17 protein-coding genes and 1 tRNA gene are annotated in these 18,139 nt (G+C 67.9%); 12 read left to right on the top strand and 6 right to left on the bottom strand.

All coding sequences use genetic code 11. From position 1 onward, the window contains the following. Positions 1 to 717: an ABC transporter ATP-binding protein gene (locus tag AC1DF3_RS27435; protein WP_478141502.1), complete on the top strand. Its 717-nt coding sequence runs from the start codon at positions 1 to 3 to the stop codon at positions 715 to 717. Here the strand turns inward: AC1DF3_RS27435 and AC1DF3_RS27430 are convergent, their stop codons facing one another. Together AC1DF3_RS27430 and AC1DF3_RS27425 are read right to left on the bottom strand one after the other, a co-directional pair. Next, positions 718 to 1,689: a Bug family tripartite tricarboxylate transporter substrate binding protein gene (locus tag AC1DF3_RS27430; protein WP_478141501.1), complete on the bottom strand. Its 972-nt coding sequence runs from the start codon at positions 1,687 to 1,689 to the stop codon at positions 718 to 720. It lies immediately after the preceding gene. A 28-nt stretch (positions 1,690 to 1,717) separates the two neighbouring features. After that, on the bottom strand, positions 1,718 to 2,782 hold the full coding sequence (locus tag AC1DF3_RS27425) for a CDP-6-deoxy-delta-3,4-glucoseen reductase (protein WP_286538564.1): 1,065 nt from the start codon (positions 2,780 to 2,782) through the stop codon (positions 1,718 to 1,720). 39 nt (positions 2,783 to 2,821) lie between these two features. On the opposite strand from AC1DF3_RS27425, the gene AC1DF3_RS27420 reads away from it, so the two are divergent. Together AC1DF3_RS27420 and AC1DF3_RS27415 are read left to right on the top strand one after the other, a co-directional pair. Beyond that, a complete protein-coding gene (locus tag AC1DF3_RS27420; protein ID WP_286538567.1) occupies positions 2,822 to 3,751 on the top strand; it encodes an NAD-dependent epimerase/dehydratase family protein in 930 nt (309 codons plus the stop codon). A 46-nt stretch (positions 3,752 to 3,797) separates the two neighbouring features. Next, positions 3,798 to 5,054: a cation:proton antiporter gene (locus AC1DF3_RS27415; RefSeq protein ID WP_286538569.1), complete on the top strand. Its 1,257-nt coding sequence runs from the start codon at positions 3,798 to 3,800 to the stop codon at positions 5,052 to 5,054. A 299-nt stretch (positions 5,055 to 5,353) separates the two neighbouring features. On the opposite strand, the gene AC1DF3_RS27410 is transcribed toward AC1DF3_RS27415, so the two are convergent. Then, a tRNA-Leu gene (locus tag AC1DF3_RS27410) sits at positions 5,354 to 5,438 on the bottom strand. 40 nt (positions 5,439 to 5,478) lie between these two features. On the opposite strand from AC1DF3_RS27410, the gene cysM reads away from it, so the two are divergent. From cysM to AC1DF3_RS27385, 5 genes are read left to right on the top strand one after another with little or no spacing between them, the layout of a single operon-like run. Next, positions 5,479 to 6,381 carry a cysteine synthase CysM gene (gene cysM, locus AC1DF3_RS27405; protein WP_478141500.1) on the top strand — a complete coding sequence of 301 codons (903 nt, stop codon included), beginning with the start codon at positions 5,479 to 5,481 and terminating at the stop codon, positions 6,379 to 6,381. Positions 6,382 to 6,386: 5 nt separating this feature from the next. Next, positions 6,387 to 6,917: an NUDIX hydrolase gene (locus AC1DF3_RS27400; protein WP_286538573.1), complete on the top strand. Its 531-nt coding sequence runs from the start codon at positions 6,387 to 6,389 to the stop codon at positions 6,915 to 6,917. A gap of 26 nt (positions 6,918 to 6,943) precedes the next feature. Beyond that, positions 6,944 to 7,171, top strand: coding sequence for a sulfurtransferase TusA family protein (locus AC1DF3_RS27395; protein ID WP_286538574.1), 228 nt, complete (start codon positions 6,944 to 6,946; stop codon positions 7,169 to 7,171). Position 7,172: 1 nt separating this feature from the next. Next, entirely contained in the window at positions 7,173 to 8,396 is a 1,224-nt protein-coding gene (locus AC1DF3_RS27390) for a glycosyltransferase family 61 protein (RefSeq protein ID WP_286538575.1), read from the top strand. Next, positions 8,393 to 9,403 (top strand): SGNH/GDSL hydrolase family protein, encoded by a 1,011-nt coding sequence (locus AC1DF3_RS27385; protein ID WP_478141499.1) that lies wholly within the window; start codon positions 8,393 to 8,395, stop codon positions 9,401 to 9,403. The genes AC1DF3_RS27390 and AC1DF3_RS27385 overlap by 4 nt, the downstream gene beginning before the upstream one ends. On the opposite strand, the gene galU is transcribed toward AC1DF3_RS27385, so the two are convergent. The 3 genes from galU to AC1DF3_RS27370 form a co-directional block, all read right to left on the bottom strand. Next, entirely contained in the window at positions 9,384 to 10,274 is an 891-nt protein-coding gene (galU, locus tag AC1DF3_RS27380; RefSeq protein WP_286538580.1) for a UTP--glucose-1-phosphate uridylyltransferase GalU, read from the bottom strand. The two genes, AC1DF3_RS27385 and galU, sit on opposite strands and share 20 nt — an antisense overlap. Before the next feature lie 93 nt (positions 10,275 to 10,367). Beyond that, positions 10,368 to 13,238: a valine--tRNA ligase gene (locus tag AC1DF3_RS27375; RefSeq protein ID WP_286538582.1), complete on the bottom strand. Its 2,871-nt coding sequence runs from the start codon at positions 13,236 to 13,238 to the stop codon at positions 10,368 to 10,370. Positions 13,239 to 13,323: 85 nt separating this feature from the next. Next, positions 13,324 to 14,301 carry an MBL fold metallo-hydrolase gene (locus tag AC1DF3_RS27370; protein WP_286538584.1) on the bottom strand — a complete coding sequence of 326 codons (978 nt, stop codon included), beginning with the start codon at positions 14,299 to 14,301 and terminating at the stop codon, positions 13,324 to 13,326. Between the two features lie 87 nt (positions 14,302 to 14,388). On the opposite strand from AC1DF3_RS27370, the gene yaaA reads away from it, so the two are divergent. The 4 genes from yaaA to queF are packed head-to-tail and all read left to right on the top strand — an operon-like array spanning position 14,389 to position 17,813. Further along, positions 14,389 to 15,198, top strand: a complete 810-nt coding sequence (gene yaaA / locus AC1DF3_RS27365; RefSeq protein ID WP_286538585.1) for a peroxide stress protein YaaA — start codon at positions 14,389 to 14,391, stop codon at positions 15,196 to 15,198. Further along, positions 15,195 to 16,055 carry a 2OG-Fe(II) oxygenase gene (locus AC1DF3_RS27360; RefSeq protein ID WP_478141498.1) on the top strand — a complete coding sequence of 287 codons (861 nt, stop codon included), beginning with the start codon at positions 15,195 to 15,197 and terminating at the stop codon, positions 16,053 to 16,055. Before yaaA ends, AC1DF3_RS27360 begins: the two co-directional genes overlap by 4 nt. A gap of 10 nt (positions 16,056 to 16,065) precedes the next feature. After that, positions 16,066 to 16,959 (top strand): alpha/beta fold hydrolase, encoded by an 894-nt coding sequence (locus tag AC1DF3_RS27355; protein ID WP_478141497.1) that lies wholly within the window; start codon positions 16,066 to 16,068, stop codon positions 16,957 to 16,959. After that, a complete protein-coding gene (gene queF, locus AC1DF3_RS27350) occupies positions 16,956 to 17,813 on the top strand; it encodes an NADPH-dependent 7-cyano-7-deazaguanine reductase QueF (protein WP_286538589.1) in 858 nt (285 codons plus the stop codon). The genes AC1DF3_RS27355 and queF overlap by 4 nt, the downstream gene beginning before the upstream one ends. Positions 17,814 to 18,139 lie beyond the last annotated feature (326 nt).

Raw genomic sequence — 18,139 nt, 5'->3', positions numbered from 1 at the left:
ATGGCACAGACACTACTGAAGGTGAGCGGCGTGAAGGTCGCCTACGGCGGCATCCAGGCCGTCAAGGGCATCGACTTCGAGGTCCGCGAGGGCGAACTGGTGTCGCTGATCGGCTCCAACGGCGCCGGCAAGACCACCACCATGAAGGCCATCACCGGCACGCTGCCTTTCCTCGGCGGCGACATCGAGTTCCTCGGCAAGAGCATCAAGGGCCGTGGCGCCTGGGACCTGGTCGGCGAGGGCCTGGTGATGGTGCCCGAGGGGCGCGGCGTCTTCACGCGCATGACGATCACCGAGAACCTGCAGATCGGCGCCTACATCCGCAAGGACAAGGCCGAGATCGCGAAGGACATCGAGCGCGTGTTCGCGACCTTTCCGCGGCTCAAGGAGCGTGCCACGCAGCTGGCCGGCACCATGTCGGGCGGCGAGCAGCAGATGCTGGCGATGGGCCGTGCGCTGATGGCGCGGCCCAAGGTGCTGCTGCTCGACGAGCCGTCGATGGGCCTGTCGCCGATCATGGTCGACAAGATCTTCGAAGTCGTGAAGCAGGTCTACGACCAGGGCGTCACGGTGCTGCTGGTCGAGCAGAACGCCAGCCGCGCGCTGCAGCTGGCCGATCGCGGCTACGTGATGGAGTCGGGCCTGATCACCATGAGCGGCGACGCCAAGGTGATGCTGAGCGACCCGAAGGTGCGGGCCGCCTACCTCGGCGAGTGATCAGTCCACCTTGGCGCCGGTGGCCTTGACGACCTTTTCGTACTTGGCCAGCTCGTTCTTCATGAAGGCGCCGAACTGATCCGGCGTGCTGGCCACGGGTTCGGCCAGCAGCGTCGCGAAGCGGGTCTTGGTGTCGGGCGAGTCGAGCGCGGCGACGAAGGCGTGGTTGAGCTTGGCGACCACCTCGGGCGGTGTGCCCGCCGGTGCGACCAGGCCCCACCAGGTGTCGATCGAGAAGCCCTTCAGCGTGGCGGCCACCGTCGGCACCTCGGGCAGCGCGCTGCTGCGCTGCGCCGTCGTCACCGCGATCGCCTTCAGCTTGCCCGAACGGATGTTCGGCGCCGCCGTCGCGAGGTTGTCGAAATTGAAGTCGACCTGGCCCGACAGCAGCGCGAGCTGCGCCGGGTTGCCGCCGTTGTACGGGATGTGCACCGCGAAGATGCCGGCTTCCTTCTTGAACATCTCGCCCGCCAGGTGGCCGGCGCTGCCGTTGCCGCCGCTGCCGTAGTTGAGCTTGCCGGGGTTGGCCTTGGCGTAGGCGATCAGGTCGGCCAGGTTGTTGATCTTGAGCCGCTGCGCGGTGTCGGCGTTCATGACCAGCACGTTGGGCACGCGCACCATCTGCGTCACCGGCGCGAAATCGGTGGCGGCGTTGAAGGGCATCTTGGCGTAGAGCCAGGGATTGACCGCGTTCGTGGCCGTGGCCGCGATGCCGATGGTCAGGCCGTCGGGGGCCGCCTTGGCCACCGCATCGGCACCGATGTTGCCGCCCGCACCCGGCTTGTTGTCGATGATGACGGTGCCCAGGGAGTCCTTGACGCGCTCGGCCAGGACCCGCGCCGTGACGTCGATCGGGCCGCCCGCGGCGTAGGGGACGATCAGCCGGATCGGCCGTTGCTGGGCGCTCGCCGTACCGGCGGCCAGCAGGGCGGCGGTCGACAGCAGGGTCAGGAGGAAGTGTCTGGCTTTCATGGATTCCATCGGTTTTTGTGTCAGGTCCTCAAGGCAGGGCCTTGTCGGCCTCGGTCGTGAAGGCGTCGGCATAGAACTCTTCTTCGGGCAGGCCGCGCTGCGCGACGTAGTCCTGCTTGGCGGAATCGACCACCACCGGCGCGCCGCAGGCATAGACCTGGTGGCCCGACAGGTCGTCGAAGTCCTCCAGCACCGCCCGGTGGACGAAGCCGGTGCGGCCGCGCCAGTCGTCCTCGGGCACCGCGTTGGAGACCACGGGCACGTAACGCAGCTGCGGCATCTGCTGCAGCTGGGCCCGCACCCAGTCGTCCATGTAGAGGTCCTCTGGCCGCCGGCCGCCCCAGTAGAGCGTCGCCGGGCGTTCGATGCCCTTGAACTTCATGTGCTCCAGCAGTGCCTTGATCGGCGCGAAGCCGGTGCCGGAGGCCAGCAGGATCAGCGGCTTGTCGGAGTCCTCGCGCAGGAAGAAGCTGCCGTAGGGGCCCTCGATGCGCAGGATTTCCTTTTCCTTCATCGTGCCGAAGACATGGTCGGTGAACTTGCCGCCGGGCAGGTGGCGGATGTGCAGCTCGAGGCCGGTGCCGGGCTGCTGCAGCGTGTGGGGCGCGTTGGCCATCGAGTAGCTGCGCCGCGCGCCGTCGCGCAGGATGAACTCCACGTACTGGCCGGCGTGGAACTGCAAGGGCTCGCCGGCCGGCAGCTGCAGGCGCAGCTGGACCACGTCGTGCGACTGCCTGGCGAGCGCCTGCACCCGCACCGGCATCTTGCGGATCGGAAAGGCGCCGGCCTCCGTCACCTGGCGCGATTCGAGCACCACGTCGCTCTCGGCGCGGGCGCAGCAGGTCAGCACGTAGCCGGCGAGCTGTTCCTCGGCGCTGAGCGCCTTGCTCTGGTGCGGGCCCAGGGTGACCATGCCCGACAGCTTCTTGCATTTGCAGGAGCCGCAGGCGCCGTCCTTGCAGCCATAGGGGAGGCCGATGCCTTGGCGAATACCGGCCGCGAGGATGGTCTCGTCGGCCAGGGCGGTGAAATGGCGTCCGCTCGGTTCGACCGTGATCTGGAAGCCCGCCTCGCTCGGCGCTGCGCTGGTCATGGGTATTCTTCGTTTTCTGCTCAAAAGGGAGAACGGATTTTGCCCTCAATCAACAGCCCCCTCGGGGCGAGGCCTTCACGCTTCCGGCGCGAGCGCGTACTGGTGGTCGGTTGCGGCGACGTCGGGATGCGCGCGGCCGGGCTGCTGCGGGGCCGGCTGCGGCTGATCGCGCTGACCTCGTCGCCCGCGCGCGTGCCGCAGCTGCGGCAGGCCGGCCTGACCCCGATCGTGGCCGACCTGGACCAACCGGCATCGCTGCGCCGGCTGGCGGGGCTTGCCACCCGGGTGCTGCACCTGGCGCCGCCGGCGCGCGTGGAGGAGGGTGCCCAATGGTGGCGCGATGCCCGCACGCTGGCGCTGGCGCGCGCCCTGCGCCTGCGGTCGCTGCCGTCGGCCTTCGTGTATGGCTCGACCAGCGGTGTCTACGGCGATTGCGGCGGCGCCCTGGTCGCGGAGACGCGCGTGCTGCGGCCCGAGACGCCGCGCGCGCACCGCCGCGTCGATGCCGAGCGCACCGTGCGCTGGCTGGGCCGTGCCGGCGTCGCGGTGCGGATCCTGCGCATTCCGGGCATTTACGCGCCCGACCGCGAAGGCGGCACGCCGCGCGAACGGCTGCGCCGCGGCACCCCGGTGCTGCGGGCCGAGGACGACGTCTACACCAACCACATCCATGCCGACGACCTGGCCCGCGCCTGCGTGGCTGCGCTGTGGCGCGGCGGCCCGCAGCGCGCGTTCCATGCGAGCGACGACAGCGAGATCAAGATGGGCGACTACATCGACCTGGCCGCCCGCCTCTACGGCCTGCCGCTGCCGCCCCGGATCGCCCGCGACGAGGCGCAGGCACAGCTGCCCTTGTCGCTGCTGAGCTTCATGGGTGAGTCGAGGCGGCTCGACAACACCCGGCTGAAGCGCGAGCTGCGGCTGCGGCTGCGCTATCCGACGGTGGCGGCGGGGCTCGCGTCGGGCTGAAACATCGGGCAGCAGGGCAGGCACCGCGGCAAGGCAAAATCGGGCGATGCCCACGACCCAGCTCTCCGTCTATTTCTTTCTCCAGGTCGCCGCCATCATCGCGATCTGCCAGCTCGTGGGCCGGCTGGCACGCTGGGTCGGCCAGCCCCAAGTGGTGGGGGAGATGATTGCCGGCGTGATGCTCGGGCCGTCCTTGTTCGGGCTTTTCTTTCCCGAATTGCAGCGCGCCCTTTTCCCGAAGGAAACGCTGTCCATGCTCTACGTGGGCGGCCAGCTCGGCGTCGGCCTGTACATGTTCCTGGTCGGCACCGAATTCCGGGCCGACCATTTCAAGAGCCGCATCCGCAGCGCGGCTTCGGTGTCGGCGGCGGGCATCCTGGTGCCGTTCGTGCTGGCCTTCGCGCTGGCGCCGTGGCTGCACGAGATCCCGGGCCTGTTCTCGGCCCGCGCCAAGCCGCTGGAGGCCGCGCTGTTCCTCGGTGCGGCGATCGCCATCACCGCCTTTCCCATGCTGGCGCGGATCATCCACGAACGCGGCCTCGCCGGGACCTCGCTCGGCACCCTGGCATTGACGGCGGGCGCGGTCGACGATGCCGCGGCCTGGTGCATCCTGGCGGTGGTGCTGGCCAGCTTCGGCGGTGCCTGGGGCGGCGCCTATGCCGCGATCGGCGGCGGCGTGGCCTATGCGCTGTTCATGGTCTTCGTGGGCTCGCGGCTGCTCAAGCGGCTGGCCGCGCACGTGCGCCCGGACGCGCCGCTGAGTTCGTCGCTGCTGGCCGTGGTGCTGGTGCTGTTCTGCCTGAGCGCCTTTGCCATGGACGCCATCGGCATCCACGCGGTCTTCGGCGGCTTCCTGCTCGGGGCGGCGCTGCCGCGCGGTGCGCTGACCGAGAAGCTGCGCGAACAGCTGCAGCCCTTCGTCGTCATCTTCCTGCTGCCGTTGTTCTTCACCTATTCCGGCCTCAACACCCGGCTGGCGGTGCTGTTCGAGCCCGGCATCCTGCTCGGTGCCATCGCCATCCTCGCGGCTTCGTTCTGCGGCAAGGGCATCGCCTGCTGGGCCGCGGCGCGGGCGGCCGGCGAGAGCCAGCGCGATGCGCTCGCGATCGGTTCCCTGATGAATGCCCGCGGCCTGATGGAGCTGATCATCATCAACATCGGCCTGCAGGCCGGCGTCATCCTGCCGGGCCTGTTCTCGATCCTGGTGCTGATGGCGATCTTCACGACGCTGATGGCGACGCCGCTGTTCAACTGGGTGACGCGCGACCGGCGGCCCGCGGCCGGCGTCGAGGCGCCGGCCTGAGCCGTCCTGCGCCGCTCGAACAGAAACCCTTCTGCCGGGGGGCTTCATGCAGGCGTCAGATTCGCGCCGCATACTCGGTGTGGACGACCGCCCGGCGCTGGTAGAGGTGGCTTCGGCACCCGCCCGTTCAGGACGGTTCCTCGATGCCGGCGGTTGTCTTGTCTTTCACTGCGGGCCCGTTCGGGCCGGTCGCGCCCAAGAAAAAGCCCGCCGAAGCGGGCAAGACCTTGGAGGGTCGGAGGAGGGCGTCATGATGGCGCCGACCCCTTGATCGAACCTGACCAGCGCGCCTGAACACGTGGTGCCCGGGGCCGGAATCGAACCGGCACGCCTTGCGGCGGGGGATTTTGAGTCCCCTGCGTCTACCAATTTCACCACCCGGGCACGGAAGGAAGGCAGCCCAAAATTATGGCACAGTGGCTCCATGCAATATCCGACGATTGAAGACGCGATTGGAAAGACGCCGCTGGTCGCGCTGCAGCGCATCGACGCCGCGGCCAACGCCCAGCGGGGCAACGTGATCCTGGGCAAGCTCGAAGGCAACAATCCGGCCGGCTCGGTCAAGGACCGACCGGCCTTGTCGATGATCAAGCGGGCCGAGGAGCGCGGCGAGATCAAGCCCGGCGACACCCTGATCGAGGCCACCTCCGGCAACACCGGCATCGCGCTCGCGATGGCGGCGGCGATCAAGGGCTACCGCATGGTGCTGATCATGCCGGAGGACCTGTCGGTCGAGCGCGCCCAGACCATGAAGGCCTTCGGCGCCGAACTGATGCTGACCCCGAAGAGCGGCGGCATGGAATACGCGCGCGATCTCGCCGAGCAGATGATGCAGCAGGGCAAGGGCCGGGTGCTCGACCAGTTCGCCAATCCCGACAATCCTCGCATCCACTACGAGACCACCGGGCCCGAGATCTGGGCCGACACCGGCGGGCGCATCACTCATTTCGTGAGCGCGATGGGCACCACCGGCACCATCACCGGCGTGTCGCGGTTCCTGAAGGAAAAGAACCCGGCGGTGCGGATCGTCGGCGCCCAGCCCGACGAAGGCTCGCGCATCCCGGGCATCCGCAAGTGGCCCCAGGAGTACCTGCCGAAGATCTACGACCCGAGCCGGGTCGACCAGGTGGTCAACGTGAGCCAGGACAACGCCGAGGAGATGTGCCGCCGGCTGGCGCGCGAAGAGGGCATCTTCGGCGGCATCTCGGCCGCCGGCGCGTTGTGGGTGGCGCTCGAGATCGCCCGCACGGTCGAGAATGCGACGATCGTCTTCGTGGTGTGCGACCGCGGCGACCGCTACCTTTCCACCGGCGTCTTCCCCGCCTGAGACCCATGCCCCATCCCAAGTTCTGCCCCGACTGCGCCACGCCGCTGGCCTCCATCGAACTCGCCGAGGACGGCGGCCCGAAGTCGCGATTGCGCTGCCCGGCCTGCGGCTGGACCCACTGGAACAACCCGACGCCGGTGCTGGCCGCCATCATCGAATACCGCGGCCAGGTGCTGCTGGCCCGCAACGCCGCCTGGGCCCACAAGGCCTATGCCCTGATCACCGGCTTCATGGAGGCCGGCGAGACGCCGCAGGAGGGCATCGCGCGCGAAATCAAGGAAGAAACCAACCTCGACGCGAGCGAGCTGAACCTGGTCGGGGTCTACGACTTCCAGCGCATGAACCAGGTCATCATCGTCTACCACGCCGTGGCCGACGGCGAGGTGTCGCTCTCGCCCGAACTGGTGGACTACCGGCTCTATGACCTGCCCGACCTGCGCTGCTGGCCGGCTGGCACCGGCTATGGGCTGGCGGATTGGCTGCGCACCCGCGGGCACGAGCCCCAATTCATGGAATGGCCGCGGCCAACCTCCTAGAATCTTCGCAGTCTCAAGGAACGGCCATGCAGATCCACAAAGAACTCGACACCCGCGGCCTCAATTGTCCCTTGCCCATCCTGAAGGCCAAGAAGTCGCTCAACGAGATGCACAGCGGCGAGTTGCTGAGGGTGGTGTCGACCGACGCCGGATCAGTGCGCGACTTCCAGGCCTTCGCCCGGCAGACGGGCAACGACCTGGTCGACCAGCAGACGGTTGGCAGCGACTTCATCCACGTGCTGCGGCGTCGCTGAGATGGCCACCGCGGTGCTTCGTCAGGTCAAGGGCACGGTCCGCGATCTGATCCTGAAGGTCTTTCCGGGCGCCCGTGCGCAGGTCCATCGCCTTCGCAATCTGGCGATCGATGCCAAGGTCGCGCTCCTGCCCGGGAAGTTCATCGGTCGCTACGTCCTGCCCGAAGAAGAAGCCGCGCGGGGGGGCGGAGTGCGCAACCTGCGCGTGATGCTGCCGGCGGAGCGGGTCAGGATCGGCGCCGGCGAAAAGGATCCGTTCACCCGTGTCGCCCAGTACTACAAGGACGGGTGGTTCGATCGGCCCGACGTGTTCGTCTGCGAGATTCCCGACGCCAACGTCTTCGTGCGCAGCGGCATGGTCTGCACCAAGGACTTCAAGCTGATCGCCGACAAGGGCATGGAGCATCGGCGCTTCCTCTATCCGCCCTTTCGCCAGCGCCGGCCCGCCACGGTGCGGCGGGTCGAGGGCGCCTGGACCACCCTGGCCTACTGCAACTCCGAGAACTTCTGGCACTGGATGATCGACTGCCTGCCCAAGATCCGCTCGCTCGAGCTGGCGATGGCCGGCCAGCCGCTGACCGTGTGCATGCCGTCGACGGCGCTCGGCTTCCAGCGCTTCACGCTGGAGAGCGTCCTGCCGCCGAACTTCAAGCTCGTCTACCTGGACGCCGAAGCAGATCCGTGGATCCAGCCGGAGCGGTTCATCTGGGCGTCCGTGGCCTCGGGCCTGTGCATGGGCGTGCTGCCGAAGGAATACTACGAGGCCATACGGGCCCCCATCTTCAAGCGCATCGGCCTGCCGGCCACCCACGAGAAGACCGAGCGGCTCTACATCAGCCGGCGCAACGCCGGGCATCGCCGGGTGCGCAACGAAGACGCGCTGGTCGAGCTTCTCGAGGGCTACGGCTTTCGCAGCGTCCAGCTGGAAAAGCTCCCGTTCGAAGAACAGGTGGCGCTGTTCCACCGCGCGGAGATCGTCTTGGGACCGCACGGCGCCGGCCTCGGCACCATCTTCTTCTCGGGCGACATCGACCTGGTGGCCCTCTACTCGACGAGCGTGGCCGGCAACTACTTCCATTCGCTGGCCTGCGGGCTGGGACAGCGTCACTTCTTCCTGTGCGGCAACGAAAACCACGAAGACGACTGGTTCGATGCCGATCTTCCCGCGGTGCAGCGCCTGCTCGAGAACGAGGTGGGGCTCACGCGAACGACGGTCGACGCATGACCGGTTCGGCGCCTCCCGCAGCAGGCGCCGTTTCGCTGGCGGTGCTGGGCGATTCAGGCGGCCACTCCTACCAGGACAGACTCGTGTTCGTCGCGCCGAACGAGCGCGGCGGTGTCTTTCGTCCGCTGACCCTCCAGTGGACCGAGGCCCTCGCCCGCCTGCGTCCGGACGAAATCGATCTCGGGCCCTGGGTGCGCTGGGGGTCGCGCAACCGCGTCGCCCGGCTGCGCGAGCTGGTGGGCCTGAACGGGCATCGCGTGCCGAGGAAGGAAGACTACCTCTACAACTTCGCCGTCACGGGGGCCGCCTGCGAGCACCTGATGGGCAATCGGATCCGCCAGGCCCCCCGGCTGGTGGCGCTGATGAACAAGCAGCCCGAGCGCTGGCGCGGCGGCGTCGTCGTGATCCGGATCGGCAGCAACGACTTCACGCCCCATGTGGATCTGGCGGCCAAGGACCCGTCGGCGCCGGCACTGCGCGCCGTCGCCGAACACTGCGCGCGCGAAATCGGACGGGCGGTCGCGCTGATCCACGGCGCCCATCCGGCGGCGCGCATCGTGCTGGTCGGCCTGTCCGGGGAAGCGGACGATCCCCTGTATGTAGATCGGTGGCAGACCGCCGAGGAAACCGCCAACTTCAGGGCCGCGCTCGCCCTGGTCAACGGCGCCATTCGCGGGATCGGTGCGGGCGATCCTCGAATCGCATTCGCCGACTTCGGCGCGTGGCTGGCGGCCCTGACGGGCACCCGCACGCCAGCCGGCAAGCCGGATTACCGGACGATCGCCATCGGGCCCCGCATCCGGGTGACGCACTCCGTGGGCGATGATCCGCACAATTCGACCCTGTCGGACGACCACGGCGGCGTCGCGATCAACACGCTGTGGGCGCAATCGCTGGTACAGCAGCTGATCGTTGATTTCGGCTTGCCGCTGACGCCGATCGGCGACGAGGAAGTCGTTCGCTTCCTCGAGCCGCTGTTCGAGGCGGCTAGAGCGCCAGGCTCTTGAGGTAGTCGCGGAACGACGCGCCCACCTCCGGGTGTGCCAGGGCCAGTTCGACGGTGGCCTGCAGGAAGCCCTCCTTGCTGCCGCAGTCGTAGCGCGTGCCCTTGTAGGCGTAGGCGTGGACCGATTCCTTCTTCATGAGCGCGGCGATGCCGTCGGTCAGCTGGATCTCCCCGCCGGCGCCCTTGGGCTGGTTGCGGATCTCGGCGAAGACGCCGGGTGTGAGGATGTAGCGGCCGGCGACGCCCAGGCGCGAGGGCGCTTCCTCGGGCTTGGGCTTTTCGACCATGCGGCTGACCTTGACCAGGCCGTCCTCGACTGCCTCGCCAGCGACGATGCCATAGCGCTTGACATGTTCCAGCGGGACTTCCTGCACCGCCAGCAACGAGCCGCCAAGGCGATCGAAGACCCGCGTCATCTGCGCCAGCACCGGCTCGCCGTTGTCGGGACCGACCATCAGGTCATCGGCCAACAGGACTGCGAAGGGTTCGTCGCCGACCAGGTGCTCGGCGCACAGCACCGCGTGGCCCAGGCCCAGCATGCGGGGCTGGCGCACATAGGAGCAGGTCATGTCCTCGGGCATCACCGAGCGGGCGATTTCGAGCAATGCGGTCTTGCCGCTGGCCTCGAGCTGCGACTCGAGTTCGTAGGCGGTGTCGTAGTGGTCCTCGATCGCGCGCTTGTTGCGTCCGGTGACGAAGATCATGTCGCGGATGCCGGCGGCATAGGCTTCCTCGACCGCGTACTGGATCAGTGGCTTGTCCACCACCGGCAGCATTTCCTTGGGCTGGGCCTTGGTGGCCGGCAGGAATCGGGTGCCAAAGCCTGCTACGGGAAACACGGCCTTGCGAATGCGCGTCGAAGTTTGGGACATGGGCTTTCGTCGATCTGAAGGATGAAAGGGAGGGCGGGAGGGCACCCGGAGGTACCGACCCCAATACTAAAGGCCTCGGCTGCAGCCAGTCTGTCAGCCGAGGCGGACAAGCTGGTCGCGCAGCCGTTCGAGCGTGGCACTGAAGTCCGTCAGCCGCTTGCGCTCCTGGTCGATCACCGCGGGAGGCGCCTTGGCGACGAAGGCTTCGTTGCCGAGTTTGGCATTGACCTTGGCGATCTCGCCCTCGATTCGCGCAAGCTCCTTGCCGATGCGGACCTTTTCCGCGGCCTTGTCGATTTCCATGTGCAGGCAGATGCGCACGTCCCCGACCACCGCCACCGGGGCCGCCTCGGCGGCGGCCGACCAGGCCGCGGCGTCGTCGAACACCTTGACTTCCTTGAGCTTGGCCAGCGCCTGCAGCACCGGTGCCGCATCGCGCAGGAAGGCGCTGCTCGCGGCATCGTCGGCCACGGCGTAGAGCGGCATTCGCGTGGCGGGCGAGACGTTCATCTCGCCGCGCAGCGTGCGGCAGGCATCGACCAGCGACTTGAGCCGGGCCACGTGGGCCTCGGCGGCTTCGTCGATCTTCTCGGGCTGGCTCTTCGGGTAGGCGGCGATCATCACGGACTCGCCCTCGCGGCCGGCCACTGGCGCGACCTTCTGCCACAGCGCTTCGGTGATGAACGGGATCACCGGATGCGCCAGCCGCAGCAGGGCCTCGAGCGTTCGGATCAGCGTGCGCCGCGTGGCGCGCTGCTGCGCCGCGTCGCCTTGCTGGATCTGGACCTTGGCGATTTCCAGGTACCAGTCGCAGAACTCGTCCCAGGCGAACTGGTAGATCGCATTGGCCACGTTGTCGAGCCGGTACTCCTCGAAGCCCTTGGCCACCTCGGCCTCGACGCGCTGCAGCTTCGAGCTGATCCAGCGGTCGGCCTGGCTGAACTGGAGGTAGCCGTGGGCCGGACCGCCGACCGCGCATTCTTCCTTGGTGTGCTCGCGCAGGCCGCAGTCCTGGCCTTCGCAGTTCATCAGCACGAAGCGGGTCGCGTTCCAGAGCTTGTTGCAGAAGTTGCGATAGCCCTCGCAGCGCTTGGCGTCGAAATTGATGCTGCGGCCCAGCGAGGCCAGCGAGGCGAAGGTGAAGCGCAGCGCGTCGGCGCCGAAGGCCGGGATGCCGTCCGGGAATTCTTTCTGCGTGTTCTTGCGCACCGCGGGCGCGGTCTCGGGCTTGCGCAGGCCCTGGGTGCGCTTGTCGAGCAGTTCGGGCAGTGCGATGCCGTCGATCAGGTCGACCGGGTCGAGCACGTTGCCTTCGGACTTGCTCATCTTCTTGCCGTGCGAATCGCGCACCAGGCCGTGGATGTAGACGTGCCTGAAAGGCACCTTGCCCGTGAAGTGCTTGGTCATCATGATCATCCGGGCGACCCAGAAGAAGATGATGTCGTAGCCCGTGACCAGCACGGTGGAGGGCAGGTAGAGGTCGAGTTCCGGCGTCTTCTCGGGCCAGCCCAGCGACGAGAACGGAATCAGCGCCGACGAATACCAGGTGTCGAGCACGTCCTCGTCGCGCGTGAGCGTCTTGCCGGGTGCCTGGGCCTGCGCCTCTTCTTCGCTGCGCGCCACGTAGACCTTGCCCTCGGCGTCGTACCAGGCCGGGATCTGGTGACCCCACCAGAGCTGGCGCGAGATGGTCCAGTCCTGGATGTTCTCCATCCAGTGGTTGTAGGTGTTGACCCAGTTCTCGGGCACGAAGCTGACTTCGCCCGAACTCACGGCTTCGATCGCCTTCTGCGCGATCGACTGGCCGCTGGCGTCGGGCTTGGTCATGGCGACGAACCACTGGTCGGTCAGCATCGGCTCGACCACCGCGCCGGTGCGGGCGCAGCGCGGCACCATCAGCTTGTGCTTCTTCGTCTCGACCAGCAGGCCCAGCGCCTCGAGATCGGCCACCACCGCCTTGCGCGCCACGAAGCGGTCGAGCCCGCGGTACTTTTCGGGCGCGTTGTCGTTGATGGTGGCGTCCAGCGTCAGCACGCAAATGCTTTCGAGCTTGTGCCGCTGGCCCACCGCGTAGTCGTTCGGGTCGTGCGCCGGCGTGACCTTGACGACACCGGTGCCGAACTCCTTGTCGACGTAGTCGTCGGCGATCACCGGGATCAGCCGGTCGGCCAGCGGCAGCCTGACGCGCTGGCCGATCAGGTGCTTGTAGCGCTCGTCCTCCGGGTGGACCATGACCGCGGTGTCGCCGAGCATGGTCTCGGGCCGGGTGGTCGCGACCGTGAGCGTGCCCGAACCGTCCTCGAGCGGATAGGCGATGTGCCACAGGAAGCCGTCTTCTTCCTCGCTCTCGACTTCGAGGTCGCTGACCGCCGTCTTGAGCACAGGGTCCCAGTTGACCAGCCGCTTGCCGCGGTAGATCAGGCCCTCTTCATAGAGCTGCACGAAGGTCTGGGTGACGACCTTCGACAGGTCGTCGTCCATGGTGAAGTATTCGCGGCTCCAGTCCACCGTGTCGCCCATGCGGCGCATCTGGTTGGTGATGGTGTTGCCGGACTGCTGCTTCCACTCCCAGACCCGGGCGACGAAGTTCTTGCGCCCGAGGTCGTGGCGGCTGAGCTTCTGCTCCTGCAGCTGGCGCTCGACCACGATCTGGGTCGCGATGCCCGCGTGGTCGGTGCCCGGCACCCACAGCGTGTTGGCGCCGGCCATGCGGTGGTAGCGCGCCAGGCTGTCCATGATGGTCTGGTTGAACGCGTGGCCCATGTGCAGCGTGCCGGTCACGTTCGGCGGCGGCAGCTGGATCGCGAACGAGGGCGCGCCATCCTTGGGCTTCTGCGTGCCGCGGTAGCCGGCGGCGGCATAGCCGCGGCGCTCCCATTCGGGACCCCAGTGCGCCTCGATGGCAACGGGTTCGAAGGATTTGGAAAGGCTCTCGAGGCCGGGTTGGGGCAGGGTGTCGCTCATGGCGTTTGCAAAGACGAGCGGCATCCCGCAGGATGCCGCTTGTGGGGGTGAAGGTCAGGGGATTTTATTCGACTGCGCGGGCGCGTCACTGGGGCGGCGCGTAGTTCACCGGCAACCAGACGTAGCCCGCCCCCTGGGCCCGCAGGCGGCCGATGCCCGGGAAGGCCAGGTGCGCCCCGGCCACGAGGTAGCCGTGGTGTGCCGCGTCGGCGAACGCCTTGCGCCGTTCCTTGGCCGCGGCCTTGGAGTCGGTGTCGAACTGGATCGTCACCGAAGGGTTCTCGAACTGCACGGCCGCCACGTGCATCAGATCACCCCAGAAGACGATCTTCTGGCCCTTGCTTTCTGCGATGAAGATGCTGTGGCCGGCCGTATGCCCGCGGGCCGCCTGGGCCCGGATGCCGGGGACCAGTTCGGTGTCGCCGTCGAAGGGCTTGAACTTGCCGGCCGCGATGTAGGGGTTGAGGGACGCCATCGCGCCCTTGAAGAAGTCCTTGGCGTCGGCCGGCGCCTGGTCCATGTTGGACTGGCTGAGCCAGTAGTCGGCATCGTGCCGGTCGGCGCGCACCGTGGCGTTCGGGAAGGCCGGCTTGTCGCCCGCCAGCAGGCCGCCGACGTGGTCGGGGTGCAGGTGGGTGATATAGACCTCGTCGACCTGCTCGGGCTGGTAGCCGGCGGCCTTGAGGTTCGCTACCAGCTTGCCCAGCGTGGGGCCGAAGAGGGCCGCGGCGCCAGTGTCCACCAGCACCAGCTTGCTGCCGGTATTGATCAGGTAGCCATTGACCGAGGTCTCCAGCGGGCTCTCCAGGTGGGAGCGGGCCAGGATCTTCTTCACCTGGGCGGGCGTGGTGCGGGTCAGCAACTGATCGACCGGCAGCGCGACCGTCCCGTCCGACAGGGCCGTGACCTGGAAATCGCCCACCATCAGCCGGTAGAAGCCCGGCGCCTGCTCCTTGGCGAGCGGCGCCGTGGCGTGGGCAGCGGGCGGATGCCAGAGCGCGGTACCGGCGCAGGCGGCGACCAGCACGAACGCACCGGTACGAAAGAGGCGGGCAAGCTTCATCTCGGGTCTCCAGCTGAATGGGGTGGGGATTGCAGGCGCACTCTATACCGGGTCGCGCCGGTTGGCCCGGCGATCGATAATTCGGCCATGCTGTTTCTGCTTTCCCCTGCCAAATCGCTCGACTACGACACCCCGGTCCCGGACGCCGTTCCCGCCACGCAGGCGCGTTTCGAGGGCCCGAGGAGCCCCGCGGCCGAGCTGATCCGGATCCTGCGCGAGAAATCCCCGCAGCAGATCGCCGAGCTCATGCACCTGTCGGACAAGCTGTCGGCGCTCAACGTGGCGCGCTACGCGGCCTGGGCGTCCAGGGGCAGCGCGAAGAACGCCAAGCAGGCCGCGCTGGCCTTCGACGGCGACGTCTACGGCGGGCTCGACGCCAAGTCCCTCGACGCCAGGCAGCTGGCCTGGGCCCAGGACCACGTCTGCATCCTGAGCGGACTCTACGGCGTGCTGCGCCCGCTCGACCTGCTGCAGCCCTACCGGCTGGAAATGGGCACCCAGCTCGCCAACCGCCATGGCAAGGATCTCTATGCCTTCTGGGGTCCGCGCATCGCGGAGCATCTCAACGAGCGGCTGGTGGCCGATCGCACGCCGGTGGTGATCAACCTGGCCTCCCAGGAGTACTTCAAGTCGGTCGACCGGCGCGTGCTCAAGGCCCGCGTGGTCGAGTGCATCTTCGAGGAATGGAAGGCCGGCACCGGCGCCAAGGCCGATCCGGGGCGCTACAAGATCATCAGCTTCTTCGCCAAGCGGGCACGCGGCCTGATGGCGCGCTGGGCGGTGCTGCACAAGGCGGCCACGCCCCAGGCGCTGGAGCGATTCGACCTCGAGGGCTATGCCTTCGACGCCACCGCGTCGAGGCCGGATCGGATGGTGTTCCGCCGGAGGCCGGCATGAGCACGGGCCAGGCGATCAGCCCCGAACTCCGCGAATGGATCGTGGCGCAGCTCGCGGCCGGCCATTCGGTGCCCAGCCTGCGTGCTGCGATGCGGACCTCCGGCTGGCAGGACGCCGCGATCGATCTCGCCCTGCAGGGCATCGAGAGGCAGGCCGCGGTCGTCCCGGTCGCCGAGCCCTTGCCGGCCGAGGCATCGACCGCCGGCCTGCCGGGCCCGGACCTGTCGAGTTCTCCGCTGTACATCGACGCCGGCGACCGCCGCGTGCAGGTGCTCCAGACCATGCGCCTTCCGCGCGTCATCGTGTTCGGGGACCTGCTGTCCGACGAGGAATGCGAGGGCCTGATCGCCGCCGCCCGCCTGCGCCTCGCGCGCTCGCTCACGGTCGAGACGCAGACCGGCGGTGAAGCCCTCAACGTCGATCGAACCAGCGACGGCATGTTCTTCGAGCGCGGCGAGAACGCCATCGTCGCCCGGCTCGAGCAGCGCATCGCGGCGCTGCTGAATTGGCCGATCGAGTTCGGCGAGGGGCTGCAGATCCTGCGCTACGCGCCGGGCGCCCAGTACCGCCCGCACTACGACTATTTCGATCCGGGCGAGCCCGGCACGCCGACCATCCTGCGCCGCGGCGGGCAGCGCGTGGCCACCCTGGTGATGTACTTGCAGGAACCCGGACAGGGCGGCGGCACGACCTTCCCCGACGTCGGCCTCGAGGTCGCGCCCAAGCGCGGCACCGGCGTCTTCTTCAGCTACGACAAGCCCGACCCCTCGACCCGGACCCTGCACGGCGGTGCGCCCGTGCTGTCCGGCGAAAAGTGGGTCGCGACCAAGTGGCTGCGCGAACGCGAATTCATCTGACGCAGGCACCATGAAGATCAAAGCCAACGGGATCGAGATCGAGGTCGAGGACAGCGGCGGGGAGGGGCGGCCGGTGGCGCTGCTGGTCATGGGGCTCGGCATGCAGCTGATCGGCTGGCCCGACGATTTCGTGCAGGCGCTGGTCGACGCCGGTTACCGGGTCGTGCGCCACGACAACCGCGACATCGGCCTGAGCCAGGGTTTCGACGAAGCCGGTGCCGGCAACCTGCTATGGCAGAGCGTGCGCCGCCGCATCGGGTTGCCGGTGCGCTCGGCCTACAGCCTGCAGGACATGGCCGATGATTCGCTGGGCGTGCTTGATGCACTGGGCATAGCACGCGCCCACGTGGTCGGCGCCTCGATGGGCGGCATGATCGCCCAGCGCCTGGCGGCCAGCGCGCCGCAGCGCACCGCGAGCCTGGTCAGCATCATGAGTTCGAGCGGCGCCCGCCAGCTGCCGGGCCCGCGTCCCGACGTCGCTGCCGCCCTGCTGCGGCGTCCGCCGAGCCGCACCGAGGCGGCGCTGGTGGCACGCAGCATGGGGATGGTGCGGCTTATCCAGAGCCCGGCCTACCCGCAGGACGACCAGGTGGTCGCCGAGCGCATCCGGCGCTACATGCACCGCGCCTACCGGCCAGCCGGCGTGGTGCGGCAGATGCTCGCGATCGTCGCCGACCGCGACCGCGCCGAATTGCTGCCGCGCATCGCCAGTCCGGCGCTGGTGCTGCACGGCGAGGCCGACACCCTGGTGCCGATCGCCTGTGGGCGGGATTCGGCGCAGCGCATACCCGGTGCCCGCTTCGTCTCGATCCCGGGCATGGGGCACGACCTGCCGCCGCCGGTGGTCGAACTTCTCATGCATCACATTCTTCCTTTTCTGGACAACGCCGAGAGCCGCTCATGAGCCTGGACAACACCCCGGAGCAGTCGCAGCTCGGCCGCGCATCCGCCTACGTCGACCAGTACGACGCCAGCCTGCTGTTTCCGATCCCGCGGGCGGCCCAGCGCGACGCGATGGGCATCGCCAGCGACAAGCTGCCCTTCTTCGGCGCCGACCTCTGGACCGCCTTCGAACTGAGCTGGCTCAACCCGCGCGGCAAGCCGCAGCTGGCGATCGCGCATTTCACGATTCCCTGCGAAACGCCCAACATCATCGAGAGCAAGTCCTTCAAGCTCTACCTGAACAGCTTCAACAGTACCGTGTTCGCGGATGCCCAGGCGGTGCGGGATCGCCTGCGGACCGACCTCGGCGAAGCCGTGTGGCGCGGCAGCGATCGCACGGCGGGCATCGGCGTCAGGCTGCTGGCGCCCGATGCCTTCGACCTGGAGCCGGTGCATGAACTCGACGGCCTCGACCTCGACCGCCTGGACATCGAGTGCTCGCACTACCAGCCGGCGCCCGAACTGCTGTCCGCCGACCTGACCCAGCCCCCTGTGACCGAGACCCTGACCAGCCGGCTGCTCAAGAGCAACTGCCTGGTGACCGGCCAGCCGGATTGGGGCAGCGTGCAGATCCGCTACAACGGCCCGCCCATCGACCAGGCCGGACTGCTCGCTTATATAGTGAGCTTCCGCAACCACAACGAATTCCACGAGCCCTGCGCCGAGCGCATCTTCACGGACATCTGGAAGCGCTGCCAGCCCACCCAGCTGGCTGTCTATGCGCGCTACACGCGGCGCGGCGGCCTGGACATCAATCCCTTCCGCACCAGCTGGCCGCAGGCGCTGCCTGCCAACATACGGACGGCCCGGCAGTAGGTCTGCGAAAAGTTTGGGGAGGCAAGGGGAAACCCTCGAAACCGTGCCATAATCGATGGCTCTGCTGAGGCGACTCGGTGGTTGAGCCTCCCTCGGGAAGCATCACCACCCCGAAACGATCGGTAGAGAAAAAAGGCCCTTCGGTCTTGATCTGGTTCTAAAAACTGTGTCATAATCGAAGGCTCCGCTGAAAACGACGGCGACGAAGCAGCTTTAAGGGTTGCGAGTTGATCGAAGTGACTGGCGGGAGAGAAAAAGCCTCTCGAGGTTTGCGAGTTGATCGAAGTGACTGGCGGGAGAGAAAAAGCCTCTCGAGGTTGACGAAG

The sequence above is a fragment of the Variovorax sp. 10N432 genome (genome assembly GCF_056394465.1).
Note: the sequence above shows the minus strand (reverse complement) of the source record. Positions and strands in the feature narration are given on the sequence as shown.